Origin of the sequence: Variovorax paradoxus, assembly GCF_029919115.1 — a bacterium.
GTDB classification, from domain to species: domain Bacteria; phylum Pseudomonadota; class Gammaproteobacteria; order Burkholderiales; family Burkholderiaceae_C; genus Variovorax; species Variovorax paradoxus_O.
Genome location: NZ_CP123990.1, coordinates 4,785,245 through 4,799,003 on the forward strand (window position 1 = coordinate 4,785,245; position 13,759 = coordinate 4,799,003).

At 64.3% G+C, this 13,759-nt stretch carries 12 protein-coding genes; 7 read left to right on the plus strand and 5 right to left on the minus strand.

Annotated features, from left to right (window positions below):
* Positions 1 to 14 precede the first annotated feature (14 nt).
* Both QHG62_RS23000 and mpl read right to left on the minus strand, forming a co-directional pair.
* On the minus strand, positions 15 to 524 hold the full coding sequence (locus tag QHG62_RS23000; protein WP_281147945.1) for a cupin domain-containing protein: 510 nt from the start codon (positions 522 to 524) through the stop codon (positions 15 to 17).
* The gene (mpl, locus tag QHG62_RS23005; RefSeq protein ID WP_281147946.1) at positions 521 to 1,924 is read right to left on the minus strand and encodes a UDP-N-acetylmuramate:L-alanyl-gamma-D-glutamyl-meso-diaminopimelate ligase; all 1,404 of its coding nucleotides are present in this window, start codon (positions 1,922 to 1,924) and stop codon (positions 521 to 523) included. The genes QHG62_RS23000 and mpl overlap by 4 nt, the downstream gene beginning before the upstream one ends.
* A gap of 101 nt (positions 1,925 to 2,025) precedes the next feature.
* Between mpl and QHG62_RS23010 the strand changes: the two genes are divergently transcribed.
* From QHG62_RS23010 to QHG62_RS23040, 7 genes are all read left to right on the plus strand, one after another.
* The gene (locus QHG62_RS23010; RefSeq protein WP_157612065.1) at positions 2,026 to 2,625 is read left to right on the plus strand and encodes a hypothetical protein; all 600 of its coding nucleotides are present in this window, start codon (positions 2,026 to 2,028) and stop codon (positions 2,623 to 2,625) included.
* Positions 2,626 to 3,171, plus strand: a complete 546-nt coding sequence (locus QHG62_RS23015) for a TlpA family protein disulfide reductase (protein ID WP_281147947.1) — start codon at positions 2,626 to 2,628, stop codon at positions 3,169 to 3,171. It begins immediately after the preceding gene.
* 98 nt (positions 3,172 to 3,269) lie between these two features.
* Positions 3,270 to 3,731, plus strand: coding sequence for an acetyl-CoA carboxylase biotin carboxyl carrier protein (gene accB, locus QHG62_RS23020; protein WP_281147948.1), 462 nt, complete (start codon positions 3,270 to 3,272; stop codon positions 3,729 to 3,731).
* Positions 3,732 to 3,733: 2 nt separating this feature from the next.
* The gene (gene accC, locus QHG62_RS23025; protein WP_126747952.1) at positions 3,734 to 5,083 is read left to right on the plus strand and encodes an acetyl-CoA carboxylase biotin carboxylase subunit; all 1,350 of its coding nucleotides are present in this window, start codon (positions 3,734 to 3,736) and stop codon (positions 5,081 to 5,083) included.
* 18 nt (positions 5,084 to 5,101) lie between these two features.
* Positions 5,102 to 5,992, plus strand: a complete 891-nt coding sequence (gene prmA, locus QHG62_RS23030) for a 50S ribosomal protein L11 methyltransferase (protein ID WP_281147949.1) — start codon at positions 5,102 to 5,104, stop codon at positions 5,990 to 5,992.
* A 73-nt stretch (positions 5,993 to 6,065) separates the two neighbouring features.
* On the plus strand, positions 6,066 to 7,457 hold the full coding sequence (locus QHG62_RS23035) for a zinc-ribbon and DUF3426 domain-containing protein (RefSeq protein ID WP_281147950.1): 1,392 nt from the start codon (positions 6,066 to 6,068) through the stop codon (positions 7,455 to 7,457).
* A 60-nt stretch (positions 7,458 to 7,517) separates the two neighbouring features.
* A complete protein-coding gene (locus tag QHG62_RS23040) occupies positions 7,518 to 8,420 on the plus strand; it encodes a carbohydrate kinase family protein (RefSeq protein ID WP_281147951.1) in 903 nt (300 codons plus the stop codon).
* A gap of 97 nt (positions 8,421 to 8,517) precedes the next feature.
* Here the strand turns inward: QHG62_RS23040 and QHG62_RS23045 are convergent, their stop codons facing one another.
* The 3 genes from QHG62_RS23045 to QHG62_RS23055 all read right to left on the minus strand — a co-directional run bounded on the left by QHG62_RS23045 (position 8,518) and on the right by QHG62_RS23055 (position 13,508).
* Positions 8,518 to 9,045: a histone H1-like DNA-binding protein gene (locus QHG62_RS23045; RefSeq protein WP_055801757.1), complete on the minus strand. Its 528-nt coding sequence runs from the start codon at positions 9,043 to 9,045 to the stop codon at positions 8,518 to 8,520.
* Positions 9,046 to 9,241: 196 nt separating this feature from the next.
* Positions 9,242 to 10,414 carry a ribonucleotide-diphosphate reductase subunit beta gene (locus QHG62_RS23050; protein WP_281147952.1) on the minus strand — a complete coding sequence of 391 codons (1,173 nt, stop codon included), beginning with the start codon at positions 10,412 to 10,414 and terminating at the stop codon, positions 9,242 to 9,244.
* 178 nt (positions 10,415 to 10,592) lie between these two features.
* On the minus strand, positions 10,593 to 13,508 hold the full coding sequence (locus QHG62_RS23055) for a ribonucleoside-diphosphate reductase subunit alpha (protein WP_281147953.1): 2,916 nt from the start codon (positions 13,506 to 13,508) through the stop codon (positions 10,593 to 10,595).
* Positions 13,509 to 13,759 lie beyond the last annotated feature (251 nt).

A 13,759-nucleotide genomic window follows, 5' to 3' on the forward strand; every position in this document is an offset into this window, starting at 1 on the left:
GCGGCTGGGCGGGATCAGAGCATCCCGGCCAGCTCGGGCCAGTGGTTTCGCATGGCGGTGGCTTCATCGCTGTCCGGCGGCACCATTGAAAAATCGGCAAAGTCGAAGCCCGGCCCCACCATGCACGCGACCAGCGTGTAGTCGCCGCTCGTGTGGCCCTGGATCGGCCGGGCGGCTTGCCACTGGCCTGCCGGCACCACGTGCTGCGGGCGCGTGCCGTGTGCGTCGACCGGCCCCAGCCGCACGTGCGCCGGCGCGGTGCGCATGGCGGCATCGCACGTCCACAGTGCCAGCGGCACGCCTTCAAGGTGTACCCACACTTCGTCGGACAGCACCCGGTGCCAGCGCGAATGCTGGCCGGCCTCCAGCAGAAAGTAGATGCTGGTGAGCGCGCTGCGCGGCGCGCGGCCATCGGTGGGAACCACGCTCGCGGCCGAACGGAACACCTCGCTGTACCAGCCGCCCTCGGGGTGGGGCTGCAGCTTCAGGCTCTCGATCAGTTCGCGGGCGCGCATGGCAGTCATGGTGCCGCCGCGGCGCGGAGTGCTGCAAGCAACTTGTCGTGCACGCCGCCGAAGCCGCCGTTGCTCATGCAGACGATGTGATCGCCAGGCCGCGCCGCGGCAACGATCTGCGCGACCAGCGGCTCGACGGCATCGGCTACCTGCGCGCGGCCGCCCATCGGGGCCAAGGCCGCGGCGGCGTCCCAGTCGAGCCCGGCGGTGTGGCAGAAGGACAGGTCGGCCGCTTCCAGGCTCCACGGCAACTGCGCTGCCATCACGCCGAGCTTCATTGTGTTGCTGCGCGGTTCGAAGGCCGCGAGGATGCGCTCGCCTTGCTTGCCGGCCTCGTCGAGCTTTTTGCGCAAGCCGTCGAGCGTGGTGCGGATGGCGGTCGGGTGATGGGCGAAGTCGTCGTAGACGGTGATTGCGCCGCCGCTGCGCTCGACCGTGCCGCGCAACTCCATGCGTCGGCGCACGTTGCGAAAACTGCCGAGTGCCTTGGCGGCATCGGCCGGCGCAACGCCCACATGCTCGGCCGCGGCTATCGCGGCCAGTGCGTTCATCTGGTTGTGCAGGCCCGAAAGCTCCCATTCAACGCGGCCCACGGGCTCGCCCCGGTACAGCACGTCGAAGGCGTCGTGCGTGCCGCGCGCCTGCCATTCACCGCCAGCGCCAAAGCGGGCGAGCCCGCTCCAGCAGCCTTGGCTCAGCACGCGCTGCAAGCTCTCTTCGGTGGCGTTCACCACAAGCCGGCCGCTGCCGGGCACCGTGCGAACGAGGTGATGGAACTGCCGTTCGATGGCGGCAAGGTCGTCGAAGATGTCCGCGTGATCGAATTCCAGGTTGTTGAGAATGGCCGTGCGCGGTCGGTAGTGCACGAACTTGCTGCGCTTGTCGAAAAAGGCGGTGTCGTACTCGTCCGCCTCGATGACGAATGCCGGTCCGTCGCCAAGCCGTGCAGACACGCCAAAGTCGAGCGGAACGCCGCCCACCAGAAAGCCGGGGGCCTTGCCGCCCTGCTCGAGAACCCAGGCCAGCATCGACGTGGTGGTGGTCTTGCCATGGGTTCCGGCCACGGCAAGCACGTGGCGGCCCAGCAGCACATGCTCGGCGAGCCACTGCGGGCCGCTGGTGTAAGGCTTGCCGGCATCGAGGATGGCTTCCATCAGCGGAAACTTGGGGCTGCCATCGGGCAGCCGGGCCCTCGAAACCACATTGCCGACCACGAACATGTCGGGTGAAAGTGCCAGCTGGTCGGCACCGAAGCCTTCGATCAGGTCGATGCCGAGCGACCGGAGCTGGTCGCTCATGGGCGGGTACACGCCGGCGTCGCAGCCCGTGACCCGGTGGCCCGCTTCGCGCGCCAGGGCGGCCAATCCGCCCATGAACGTGCCGCAGATGCCAAGAATATGAATGTGCATCGGGCGATTCTAGGGAGGCCGCATGCCGCGGCCGCGCCGCGGCCTTGCCCTTTGTACTGATGTTTGGTGTGAGGGCGGCGTAGTGCGGGCAAAATGTTCCGATGGACACGACCACCAAGCGTGAGATCGCCGCCACCGCAGCCCGCCTCGTCGTCGAGGAGGGGCTGGAGTACGGCCCGGCCAAGCGCCGGGCGGTGCGCGACCTTGGGCTTTCGTCGCGCACGGCACTGCCGAACAACGACGAGGTCGAGGCCGAAGTGCGTGACTACATCGCGCTTTATTGCGCCGATACCCAGCCGCAGGAGCTGCATGCGCTGAGGTTGCTCGCGCTCGAATGGATGGAGCGCATGGCGGCGTTCCGGCCGCACATCGGGGGAGCCGTCTGGCACGGCACGGCCACCCGGCTGTCAGACATTTATATTCAATTGTTCTGCGATGATTCCAAGTCGGCCGAAATTGCCCTCATCGACCATCATGTGGACTACGAGCCGCGGATGGTTACCGGGTTTCACGGTGAGCAGGTCGAGGCCTTGAGCGTGCATGCCGCGAGCCGCGCGCTCGGCGAGGAGATTGGAGTCCACCTGCTGGTCTACGATCTCGACGACCTGCGCGGAGCGCTCCGGCCCGACGCCCAAGGGCGTACGCCGCGCGGCGACCTGGCCGCGCTGCGCCGGCTGATTGAAAGAGAAAAGGACAAGTGAATGATTTCTTCGCCCACACGGCGGCGCCTCATGTATGGCGGCGTGGCGGTTGCGGCTGCAGCGGCGGGCCTGGGCGGCGCATGGTGGCGTGAGCGCGGGAGCGGCAGCAAGGGCGAAGCTCTCGACGCGGCTTTCTGGGCACAGCGTTTCGACCGCCCGGAAGGCGGCGAACTGGAGTTTTCCAAGCTTCGCGGCAAGCCGCTGCTGCTGAACTTCTGGGCGACCTGGTGTCCGCCGTGCGTAGAAGAAATGCCGATGATCGACCGCTTCTTCCGCGAAAGTAGCGGCAACGGATGGCAAGTCGTAGGCTTGGCTATCGATCAGCCGAGCGCCGTGCGCAAGTTCCTCCAGAAAACGCCGGTCAGTTACCCGGTCGGATTGGCCGGTTTGCAGGGCACGGAACTGGTAAAAAGCCTGGGCAACACAGCAGGCGGCCTGCCGTTCACGCTGGTCTTGAGCGGGGACGGTACTGTCGCGGCTCGTAAAATGGGCAAGCTTGAGCCCGCCGATCTGGACGGTTGGCGGCGTGAACTCGTTCACGGTTAGAATCAGATACACCTCGGCATTCGCCGCCAATCGCTAAAGATCAACGATTTTTAGCCAAGTTACATCCTATTGACCGGCAAAGTCGGCACTGGAGCCCCATGGATCTGCGCAAACTGAAGACACTGATCGACTTGGTGTCTGAATCCAATATTTCCGAACTGGAAATCACCGAAACCGAAGGCAAGGTTCGCATCGTCAAAGGCGGCGGCGCTGCCCCGGTGCAATATGTACAGACCGTGGCGGCACCTGCTGCTGCCGCTCCCGCAGCCGGTGCTCCGGCAGCGCCTGCGCTTGCCAGCGCACCGGCCGCCGAAGCCGCGCCCACGGGCCACGCAGTCAAGTCGCCCATGGTCGGGACCTTCTATCGGTCGTCCAGCCCCGGCGCACCGGCGTTCGTCGAAGTCGGCAGCAAGGTCAACGAGGGCGACACGGTCTGCATCATCGAAGCGATGAAGATCCTCAACGAAATCGAAGCGGACAAGTCCGGCACGATCACCCAGATCCTCGGCGAAAACGGTCAGGCAGTCGAATACGGCCAGCCGCTGTTCATCATCGAGTGACCATGTTCAAGAAGATCCTGGTTGCAAACCGGGGGGAAATCGCCCTCCGGATCCAGCGCGCCTGCAGCGAGCTCGGCATCAAGGCCGTGATGGTCTATTCCGAAGCGGACCGCGACGCAAAGTACGTCAAGCTGGCGCAAGAAGCCGTGTGCATCGGCCCGGCACCGTCGTCGCTGAGCTACCTCAACATGCCGGCGATCATCTCGGCGGCCGAGGTCACCGACGCCGAAGCGATTCACCCCGGCTACGGTTTCCTGAGCGAAAACGCCAACTTCGCCGAGCGCGTGGAGCAAAGCGGTTTCCAGTTCATCGGCCCGACGCCCGACAACATCCGCACGATGGGTGACAAGGTCTCGGCCAAGCAGGCCATGATCAAGGCCGGCGTGCCTTGCGTGCCCGGCTCCGAGGGCGAGCTGTCCGACGACGCCGCCACCAACAAGCGCATTGCGCGGGCCATCGGCTATCCGGTCATCATCAAGGCCGCGGGCGGCGGCGGCGGCCGCGGCATGCGCGTGGTGCACACCGAAGCGGCACTGGTCAACGCGATCCAGATGACCAAGGCGGAAGCCGGCGCTGCTTTCAACAATCCGGCCGTGTACATGGAGAAGTTTCTCCAGAATCCGCGCCACGTTGAAATCCAGATCCTGGCCGACAAGCACAAGAACGCGGTCTACCTGGGCGAGCGCGACTGCTCCATGCAGCGGCGCCACCAGAAGGTGATCGAGGAATCGCCGGCGCCCGGCATTCCGCGCAAGCTGATCGAGAAGATCGGCGAGCGCTGCGCGGCGGCCTGCAAGAAAATCGGCTACCGCGGCGCCGGCACTTTCGAGTTCCTGTACGAAAACGGCGAGTTCTATTTCATCGAAATGAACACGCGCGTGCAGGTGGAGCACCCGGTGACCGAGTTCACCACCGGCATCGACATCGTGAAGACGCAGATCATGGTGGCGGCGGGCGAAAAGCTGCCGTTCACCCAGCGCCAGATCGAAATGCGCGGCCACGCGATCGAGTGCCGCATCAACGCCGAAGACGCCTGGAAGTTCACGCCGTCGCCGGGCCGCATCACCATGTGGCACCCGCCGGGCGGCCCCGGGGTTCGCGTGGATTCGCATGCGTACACCAACTACTTCGTCCCGCCCAACTACGACTCCATGATCGGCAAGATCATTGTGTATGGCGACACGCGCGAGCAGGCCATGGCGCGCATGCGCACGGCGCTGAACGAAACCGTGATCGAAGGCATCCAGACCAACATTCCGCTTCACCGCGAACTGATGGTCGACGCCAAGTTCATGAGCGGCGGCACTAACATCCACTATTTGGAAGAGTGGCTGGCGGCGCACAAGCGCTGAGCAGCACCCGACGCCACCATGTTTGAACTTCGCCTGATGGCGCCGGAAGACCGGGTCGAAATGCTCAGCGACGCGCTCGACGCACTCGACGCGCTGAGCGTGTCGGTGGAAGATGCCGACGCGCAGACCGATGCCGAGCAGGCGCTGTTCGGCGAGCCCGGCATGCCGCCGCCCAAGGAGGGCTGGCAGCGGTCGCGCGTCATCGCGCTGTTCGCCGACGAAGCACTGGCCAAAGAGGCTGCGTCGGTGCTCGCGCTGCAGGACTTCTTCGAAGGCTGCGCGCTGCTCGGCGTGGCGCCGGTGCCCGACCAAGACTGGGTGCGGCTCACGCAGTCGCAATTCGCGCCGGTCGAGATCACGCCCGAATTCTGGATCGTGCCCACCTGGCATGAGCCGCCCGAGCAAGCCAGGCAGTTGATCAGGCTCGACCCGGGGCTCGCCTTCGGTACCGGGACGCATCCCACCACGCGCATGTGCCTGCGCTGGATCGCGAAGCAGGGCGAAGGTGCATTCAGCGACCAGCGCGTGCTCGACTACGGCTGCGGCTCAGGCATTCTTGCCATTGGCGCGGCAAAGTTCGGCGCAATCGATATCGATGCCGTCGACATCGACGAGGCCGCCGTCTCGTCGACACGCCTCAATGCCGAAGCCAATGGCGTGCGTCTGAATGCCGGCCTGCCGGAAGCGGCCAAGGGCAACTACAACACGGTGCTGGCCAACATCCTCGCGACGCCGCTCAAGGTGCTTGCGCCCTTGCTGCGCAGCCACGTGGCGCCGGGCGGGTCGCTTGTGCTCGCCGGCATTCTCGAGCGGCAGGCCGACGAGCTGAAGCAGGCCTATGCGCCCTATGCCGCGCTCGAGGTGAGCGACAGCGAGGACGGCTGGATCCTGATGACGGCTCGCTGCTGAGCAGCGCGGCCGGGATTTCGCACCGCCGCGCACCGCTCGCGGGGCGGGGGCCCGACCCTACAATCGCCCGGTCATGAGCCTTGTCACGCGTTGCCCCGCCTGTGCCACCACCTTCAAGGTGGTGCGCGACCAGCTTCGCATCTCGGATGGCTGGGTGCGTTGCGGCCGCTGCAGCAATGTCTTCGACGCCACGCTCGATCTGCACGAGGCGCCAGACGGCGTCCCGGGTCCGGCAGCTACACCTCCGCCTCCAACGGAGCCTTCCGCAAAGGCCGAAGCGGAGTTCGCGTCGGAGTCTTCGCATACCGCGGAAGACGCGGACTTCTTCGACGACGAACCTGAGCATATTGAACCGTCGGACGCTGTCCCTTCGTCGCCGCCGGAAGAGACTGACGAGCTTCTGCCGCCGGCACCGCTTCCCGAGACCAGGCCCGCACCTGGGAATGCGCCAAGTCCCGCAGCCGCCACGCCGTCCGCAACGGCCTTCGTCCTGCCCGCGCACGGAATCATTGCCGACGAACTGTGGTCCGACTTCGAAGCCAATGAGCCCGAATGGCGGCCTCCGGCAAGTTCGCTGCCGCCGTTTCCGAACATCGACCTGAATCTTGCGGCACCGCCTTCGCCGCCGCCACCACCGCCGCCTCCATTGCCGGCCTTGCGCATCAAGGCCCGCGAAATGGCGGCGTCTGCCAGCGTCGAAGACGAAAAGCACGAGGCCGCACAGGACCGCGACCAGGTGCAGATGCAAAAGGCGCTGCGCCGGGCTCGCATCAAGTCGGCCAAGATCGCGAGTGCCAAGGCGCGCGACGAACGCAGCGCCGCAAAGGCGGCGGGCTCGATGGTGCGAGAGGCGAGCGAACCCGATGCGGATTCGGGTCCCTTGCCGCTCCCTGCGCCGATTCACGAAGCAGAGGACTCGGACAGGGCTCCTTTCTCCGGTGACGAGAAGGTGGACCGTGGCACCGAAGGGTTCTGGCAGCGCGGCGTCGTGCGATTCGCGCTTTGGTTCTTGGCCGTGCTGGCAGTCCTGCTGTTCGCAGTGCAAGTGTTGCATCACGAGCGCGACGGCATCGTGGCCCGCCAACCGAACCTGCGCCCGGCGTTTGCTGCGATGTGCCGGTTCACCGGCTGCGAGCTCATGGCGTTGCGCCAGATCGGCGACATCGTGATCGAAGGCGCGGCCTTCGCGCGCGAGAAAACCGGCAACAACGACTACCGGCTCAGCTTTACCTTGCGCAATGGCGCGATGGTTCCGCTGGCCATGCCGGCCATCGAGCTTTCGCTGCTCGATACCCAGGAGCGGGCAGTGGTGCGCCGCGTACTCACGGCTTCGGACTACGGTGCGCCGGCGGTGCTCGCGGCGCGTTCCGATCAGGCCGCGTCGCTCCCGCTCACGCTGTCGGCAACGGAGTCGGCAACGCTGCCGCCCATTGCCGGCTACCGCGTGGAAGCGTTCTATCCTTAGGCAGGGTTCGCGCCCGCGCCTTGTTCATTTCATCCCTTCACCTTCAACCAACGGCTCACCATGGCAGCAGTGATTTGCGGTTCCCTCGCGTTCGACACCATCATGACTTTCGAGGGCCGGTTTGCCGACCAGATCCTTCCGGACCAGCTGCACATTCTCAATGTGTCGTTCCTGGTGCCGGGCCTGCGGCGTGACTTTGGGGGCTGTGCCGGCAACATCGCCTACAGCCTCAACGCGCTGGGCGGCACGGCATTGCCGATGGCCACGCTCGGAAGCGACGGAGCCGACTACCTGGAGCGCCTGCGTACGCTGGGCATCAGCACCGAGTTCGTGCGCCAGCAGGGCGACACCTTCACCGCGCAGGCGATGATCATGAACGACGTCGACAACAACCAGATCACGGCGTTTCATCCCGGTGCAATGCAGCAGGCGCATCTCACGAAGATCGCCGCCCGCGAAGACATCCGCGTCGGCATCATCGCGCCCGACGGCCGCGAAGCGATGCTGCAGCATGCCGAGCAATTCGCCGCCGCCGGCATTCCGTTCGTGTTCGATCCGGGCCAGGGCCTGCCGATGTTCGATGGCGAGGCGCTCAAGCACTTCATCGACCTGGCAAGCTGGGTGGTCGTCAACGACTACGAGGGAAAGATGCTCTCGCAGCGCACCGGCTGGGGCCTGGCCGAAATTTCCAAGCGCGTGCGCGGCCTGGTCGTTACCTTGGCGGCCGAAGGCTGCGAGGTGTGGACCGACGGTGAGCGCGAGCACGTGCCGGGTGTGACGCCGACCGCGGTGGTCGAACCCACCGGCTGCGGCGATGCATGGCGCGGCGCGCTGCTTTTCGGTCTGGAAAAGGAATGGCCGCTTGCGCAGTGCGCGGCACTTGGCAACCGCATCGGTGCGCTCAAGATCGCGCAGCGCGGGCCTCAGAACTATCAGATCGACAAGAAGGCGCTGGGCCTCTGAGCCGCCCGTCGCTCGCTCGCCTTCGCGGGCGGCGCGCATAAAAAAAGCCCGGCACCGTGAGGTGCCGGGCTTTTTGCCGTCAAGGCCGCTGAGAAGCTCAGGGCTTGCTGGCCGTCGGAAACGGCCAGGCTGCCTGCGGGTTCAGCGTCGTTTGCGCAGCAGGAGCAGGCGCTGCGGCAGGTGCTGCCTTTGCGGCCTTCTTCGCAGCAGGCTTCTTGGCAGCAGCGGCAGGCTTGGCAGCGGGCTTTTTCGCGGCTTTCTTGGCCGCAGCCTTTTTGGCAGGAGCCTTCTTGGCGGCAGCCTTCTTCGCAGGGGCCTTCTTGGCAGCGGCCTTCTTCGCCGGAGCCTTCTTCGCCGCCGCCTTCTTGGCAGGAGCCTTCTTCGCTGCGGCCTTCTTCGCCGGAGCCTTCTTGGCAGCGGCCTTCTTTGCCGGAGCTGCCTTCTTGGCGGCTACCTTCTTCGCAGGCGCCTTCTTGGCGGCTACCTTCTTGGCAGCGACCTTCTTGGCCGGCGCCTTCTTCGCTGCTACCTTCTTGGCGGGAGCCTTCTTAGCGGCCGCGACCTTCTTTGCCGGAGCCTTCTTTGCAGCGGCTTTCTTAGCCGGCGCTTTCTTTGCAGTTGCCATTTCTATTTCTCCTTGATCAAGTTGAAAAAATCAACCTATTGAAGCACTCCGCGCACGTTGGTAGCGCAAAGCGATTCATGGCGTTGGAATCTGTGCTCCAGCACCATGAACACCTGAGCCCTCGTCCATGCCGCGCTCTTCGGCGCGATCGGTGGCAAGGGCAATTCTTGAATTCATTAATTCTTATCGGAAAGATTCAATCCCAGGAGAGCGCGCCACCCGACTGGTACTCGATCACGCGGGTCTCAAAGAAATTGCGCTCTTTCTTCAGGTCAATCATTTCGCTCATCCAGGGGAACGGGTTTTCCTCGTTCGGGAAGAGCGTTTCGAGGCCGATCTGCTGTGCACGCCGGTTGGCAATGTAGCGCAGGTAGCCCTTGAACATGGAGGCGTTCATGCCGAGCACACCGCGCGGCATGGTGTCTTCGGCGTATTTGTACTCGAGCTCGACGGCCTTCATGAAGAGGGCCTTGATCTCGGCCTTGAACTCGGGAGTCCAGAGGCCGGGGTTCTCGAGCTTGAGCTGGTTGATCAGGTCGATGCCGAAATTGCAGTGCATCGACTCGTCGCGCAGGATGTACTGGTACTGCTCGGCGGCGCCGGTCATCTTGTTCTGGCGGCCCAGCGCAAGGATTTGCGTGAAGCCGACGTAGAAGAAGAGACCTTCCATCAGGCAGGCGAACACGATGAGCGACTTGAGCAGCGTCTGGTCGGTTTCGTGCGTGCCGGTCTTGAAGTGCGGGTCGCTGATGGCGTCGATGAACGGGATCAGGAACTGGTCCTTCTCGCGGATCGACGGCACTTCGTTGTAGGCGTTGAAGATCTCGCTCTCGTCCAGGCCGAGCGACTCGACGATGTACTGGTACGCGTGCGTGTGGATCGCTTCCTCGAAAGCCTGGCGCAGCAGGAACTGGCGGCACTCGGGCGCCGTGATGTGGCGATAGGTGCCCAGCACGATGTTGTTGGCGGCCAGCGAGTCAGCGGTCACGAAGAAGCCGAGGTTGCGCTTGACGATGCGGCGCTCGTCTTCGGTCAGGCCGTTGGGGTCTTTCCACAACGCGATGTCGCGCGTCATGTTCACTTCTTGCGGCATCCAGTGGTTGGCGCAAGTGGCGAGGTATTTTTCCCAGGCCCACTTGTACTTGAACGGCACCAGCTGGTTGACGTCGGTCTGGCCGTTGATGATGCGCTTGTCGGAAGCCTTGACGCGCTGCGCTGCGACGGGGGCCGTGGGTTGTGCAATCGACGAAGTCGGAGCGTCCACCGGTCGGCCTGCGGGCAAGCCGCTGGTCGATGCGTGGTGTTGCTGCAATCCTTGTTGCATATCCTTTGGTAAGGAGGGCTTGACTTCTTCGTCCCAGGTCAACATAGAAAAATCCAATGCTCAATTATCGGAGCAACGATGTGAGTTGCAAAGTGCTCGTTCACGTCGCGCTCCATTTATGTGGTTGTTATGTTGCTCTCATGCATCGCGCGATGTCAGTCAATGCCGTGATCGACTGAGGGTTCGCGCGTTGTGCATGGACCTCGCTCGCTTCACCGACGCGTCATTGGCATGCTTCGCAAGTCGGATCGTCCACGCCGCAGAACGCGATGTCGGTTGCAGGAATCGCGTTCATCTGCGCCTTTGCTGCAGCAGCTGCTGCGTCGAGTGCGCTCATGCCCGACGGTGCATCGCTGCCCGACGACACCGCATTGAGGCGGCCCGATTGCACGGTGGATTTTTCGGCGTGCGTCGCGCTCTGCGTGCGCAGGTAGTAGGTGGTCTTCAGGCCGCGCAGCCATGCGAGCTTGTAGGTGTCGTCGAGCTTCTTGCCCGATGCGCCGGCCATGTAGATGTTGAGCGACTGCGCCTGGTCGATCCACTTTTGGCGACGCGAGGCGGCTTCGACGAGCCACGTGGTTTCCACTTCGAACGCGGTGGCGTAGAGCGCCTTCACGTCTTGCGGCACGCGGTCGATCGGACGCAGCGAACCGTCGAAGTGCTTCAGGTCCATCACCATCACGTCGTCCCACAGGCCCAGGCGCTTCAGGTCGCGCACCAGGTAGTGGTTGATCACGGTGAACTCGCCCGACAGGTTCGACTTGACCGAGAGGTTGCCGAAGCAAGGCTCGATGGAGGCGTCGACGCCGATGATGTTCGAGATGGTCGCGGTCGGTGCGATGGCCACGCAGTTGGAGTTGCGCATGCCGTCGGCCTTGATCTTCTGGCGCAGCGCGTCCCAGTCGAGCGTGGCCGAGCGGTCGACCTCGACATAGCCGCCGCGTGCTTTTTCAAGCAGGTCGAGCGTGTCGATCGGCAGGATGCCCTTGTCCCACAGCGAGCCCTTGTAGCTCGAGTACTTGCCGCGTTCCTTGGCCAGCTCGGTCGAGGCCCAGTAGGCGTGATAGCAGATGGCTTCCATCGACTCGTCGGCAAACTGAACGGCTTCTTGCGATGCGTAGGGAATGCGCAGTTCGTACAGCGCGTCCTGGAAGCCCATCAGGCCCAGGCCGACCGGACGGTGGCGCAGGTTCGAGTCGCGCGCCTTCTTCACGGCGTAGTAGTTGATGTCGATCACGTTGTCGAGCATGCGCATGGCAGTCGAGATCGTCTTCTTGAGCTTTTCCTGGTCGACCTTGCCGTCCTTCAGGTGCTGCAGCAGGTTCACGGAACCCAGGTTGCAAACGGCGGTTTCGGTGTCGCTGGTGTTCAGCGTGATTTCGGTGCACAGGTTCGACGAGTGAACCACGCCGGCGTGCTGCTGCGGCGAGCGCACGTTGCAGGCGTCCTTGAACGTGATCCAGGGATGGCCGGTCTCGAACAGCATTGTGAGCATCTTGCGCCACAGGTCCGACGCCTGGATGGTGCGGGCAGGCTTGATCTCGCCGCGCGCGGCCTTTTCTTCGTAGGCGACGTAGGCCTTTTCGAAGTCGGCGCCGAACAGGTCGTGCAGGTCGGGCACGTTGGAGGGCGAGAACAGCGTCCAGGTGCCCTTTTCCATCACGCGGCGCATGAAGAGGTCGGGAATCCAGTTGGCCGTGTTCATGTCGTGCGTGCGGCGGCGGTCGTCGCCGGTGTTCTTGCGCAGTTCCAGGAACTCCTCGATGTCGAGGTGCCAGGTTTCAAGATACGTGCAGACCGCGCCCTTGCGCTTGCCGCCCTGGTTCACCGCCACGGCGGTGTCGTTCACCACCTTGAGGAACGGCACCACGCCTTGCGATTCGCCGTTGGTGCCCTTGATATGGCTGCCCAGCGCGCGCACGCGGGTCCAGTCGTTGCCCAGGCCGCCTGCAAACTTGGAGAGCAGGGCGTTTTCCTTGATCGACTCGTAGATGCCGTCCAGGTCGTCGGGCACGGTGGTCAGGTAGCAGCTGGAAAGCTGCGAGCGCAGCGTGCCGGCGTTGAAGAGCGTGGGCGTGCTCGACATGAAGTCGAACGACGACAGCACTTCGTAGAACTCGATGGCGCGGGCTTCGCGGTCGATTTCGTTCAGCGAGAGGCCCATGGCCACGCGCATGAAGAAGGCCTGCGGCAGCTCGATGCGCGACTTGCGCACGTGCAGGAAGTAGCGGTCGTACAGCGTCTGCAGGCCAAGGTAGTCGAACTGGTTGTCGCGCTCGGCCTTGAGCGCCGCGCCCAGGCGGGGCAGGTCGTACTGCAGCAGCTTCTCGTCGAGCAGTTCGTTCTCGACACCCTTCTTGATGAACTGCGGGAAGTAGTCGGCGTAGGTTTGCGCGCGCTCGGCGGGCATGACTTCGCGACCGATGATTTCCTTGAAGATCGTGTGCAGCAGCAGGCGGGCGGTCGCGAAGGTGTAGTCGGGGTCCTTCTCGATGAGCGTGCGGGCGGCCAGGATCGAGGCCTTGTACACCTCGTCGAGCGGCACGCCGTCGTACAGGTTGCGCATCGTCTCGGCGACGATCGGCGCGGCGCTGATGCCGTCGCCCAGGCCTTCGCAAGCCGATTCGATCAGGCCCTTGAGTTCGTTCAGGTCGAGCGCCACGCGCTCGCCGCGGTCCAGCACGTGGAGCAGCGGCGCGGCCGGCGCTTCCTGCGTGCCTTGCTTGGAACGCTCTTGCGTGCGGCGTTCGCGGTACAGCACATAGGCACGCGCGATTTCGTGGTGGCCGCCGCGCATCAGGCCGAGCTCGACCTGGTCTTGCACGTCTTCGATGTGGAAGGTGCCGCCGCCCGGACGCGAACGGACCATCGCGCGGATCACGCCTTGCGTGAGGGCGTCGACCGTTTCACGCACGCTGGCCGAAGCCGCGCCCTGGGTGCCGTGCACCGCCAGGAAGGCTTTCATCATCGCGATGGCGATCTTGTTGGGTTCGAAGGGAACCACGGCGCCGTTGCGGCGGATGATCTGGTAGTGCGCAAGGTTCTGGCCGGTGGGCGAGCCAGCAGTGTCTCGTTGCTGCTGCTGCGGCGTCGAGGGAACGGCACGCGGGGTCGATGGGGTGTTCAGGGCTGTTTGCATTCGCTTCCTCTCGGTGTGGCAATTCTTGTTGGGTGGCAATGCCTTGGCGGGGCATTGCGCCGGTGCGTGATGACCGGACGGAAGACACTATATCTAGGGTGCGAAGCGTCTACAACCACTAGATGTAGTGTTTTTTGAGATATTCAACACAGTGGCGTATTTGTTTGGGCGCGGCACTCGGCCAGCGATGCCCCATGAATACTGGCCTATGGTCGCGCAACCCGCGCGGGCTGTGGCTTGCAAGCGGATTT

Excerpts from the sequence above, each read along its gene's own strand:
- QHG62_RS23010 (WP_157612065.1), top strand. The coding sequence starts at position 2,026 with ATGGACACGACCACCAAGCGTGAGATCGCCGCCACCGCAGCCCGCCTC.
- QHG62_RS23050 (WP_281147952.1), bottom strand. The coding sequence starts at position 10,414 with ATGTTGACCTGGGACGAAGAAGTCAAGCCCTCCTTACCAAAGGATATG.
- prmA (WP_281147949.1), top strand. The coding sequence starts at position 5,102 with ATGTTTGAACTTCGCCTGATGGCGCCGGAAGACCGGGTCGAAATGCTC.
- accB (WP_281147948.1), top strand. The coding sequence starts at position 3,270 with ATGGATCTGCGCAAACTGAAGACACTGATCGACTTGGTGTCTGAATCC.
- QHG62_RS23055 (WP_281147953.1), bottom strand. The coding sequence starts at position 13,508 with ATGCAAACAGCCCTGAACACCCCATCGACCCCGCGTGCCGTTCCCTCG.
- accC (WP_126747952.1), top strand. The coding sequence starts at position 3,734 with ATGTTCAAGAAGATCCTGGTTGCAAACCGGGGGGAAATCGCCCTCCGG.
- QHG62_RS23045 (WP_055801757.1), bottom strand. The coding sequence starts at position 9,045 with ATGGCAACTGCAAAGAAAGCGCCGGCTAAGAAAGCCGCTGCAAAGAAG.
- QHG62_RS23040 (WP_281147951.1), top strand. The coding sequence starts at position 7,518 with ATGGCAGCAGTGATTTGCGGTTCCCTCGCGTTCGACACCATCATGACT.
- mpl (WP_281147946.1), bottom strand. The coding sequence starts at position 1,924 with ATGCACATTCATATTCTTGGCATCTGCGGCACGTTCATGGGCGGATTG.
- QHG62_RS23000 (WP_281147945.1), bottom strand. The coding sequence starts at position 524 with ATGACTGCCATGCGCGCCCGCGAACTGATCGAGAGCCTGAAGCTGCAG.
- QHG62_RS23015 (WP_281147947.1), top strand. The coding sequence starts at position 2,626 with ATGATTTCTTCGCCCACACGGCGGCGCCTCATGTATGGCGGCGTGGCG.
- QHG62_RS23035 (WP_281147950.1), top strand. The coding sequence starts at position 6,066 with ATGAGCCTTGTCACGCGTTGCCCCGCCTGTGCCACCACCTTCAAGGTG.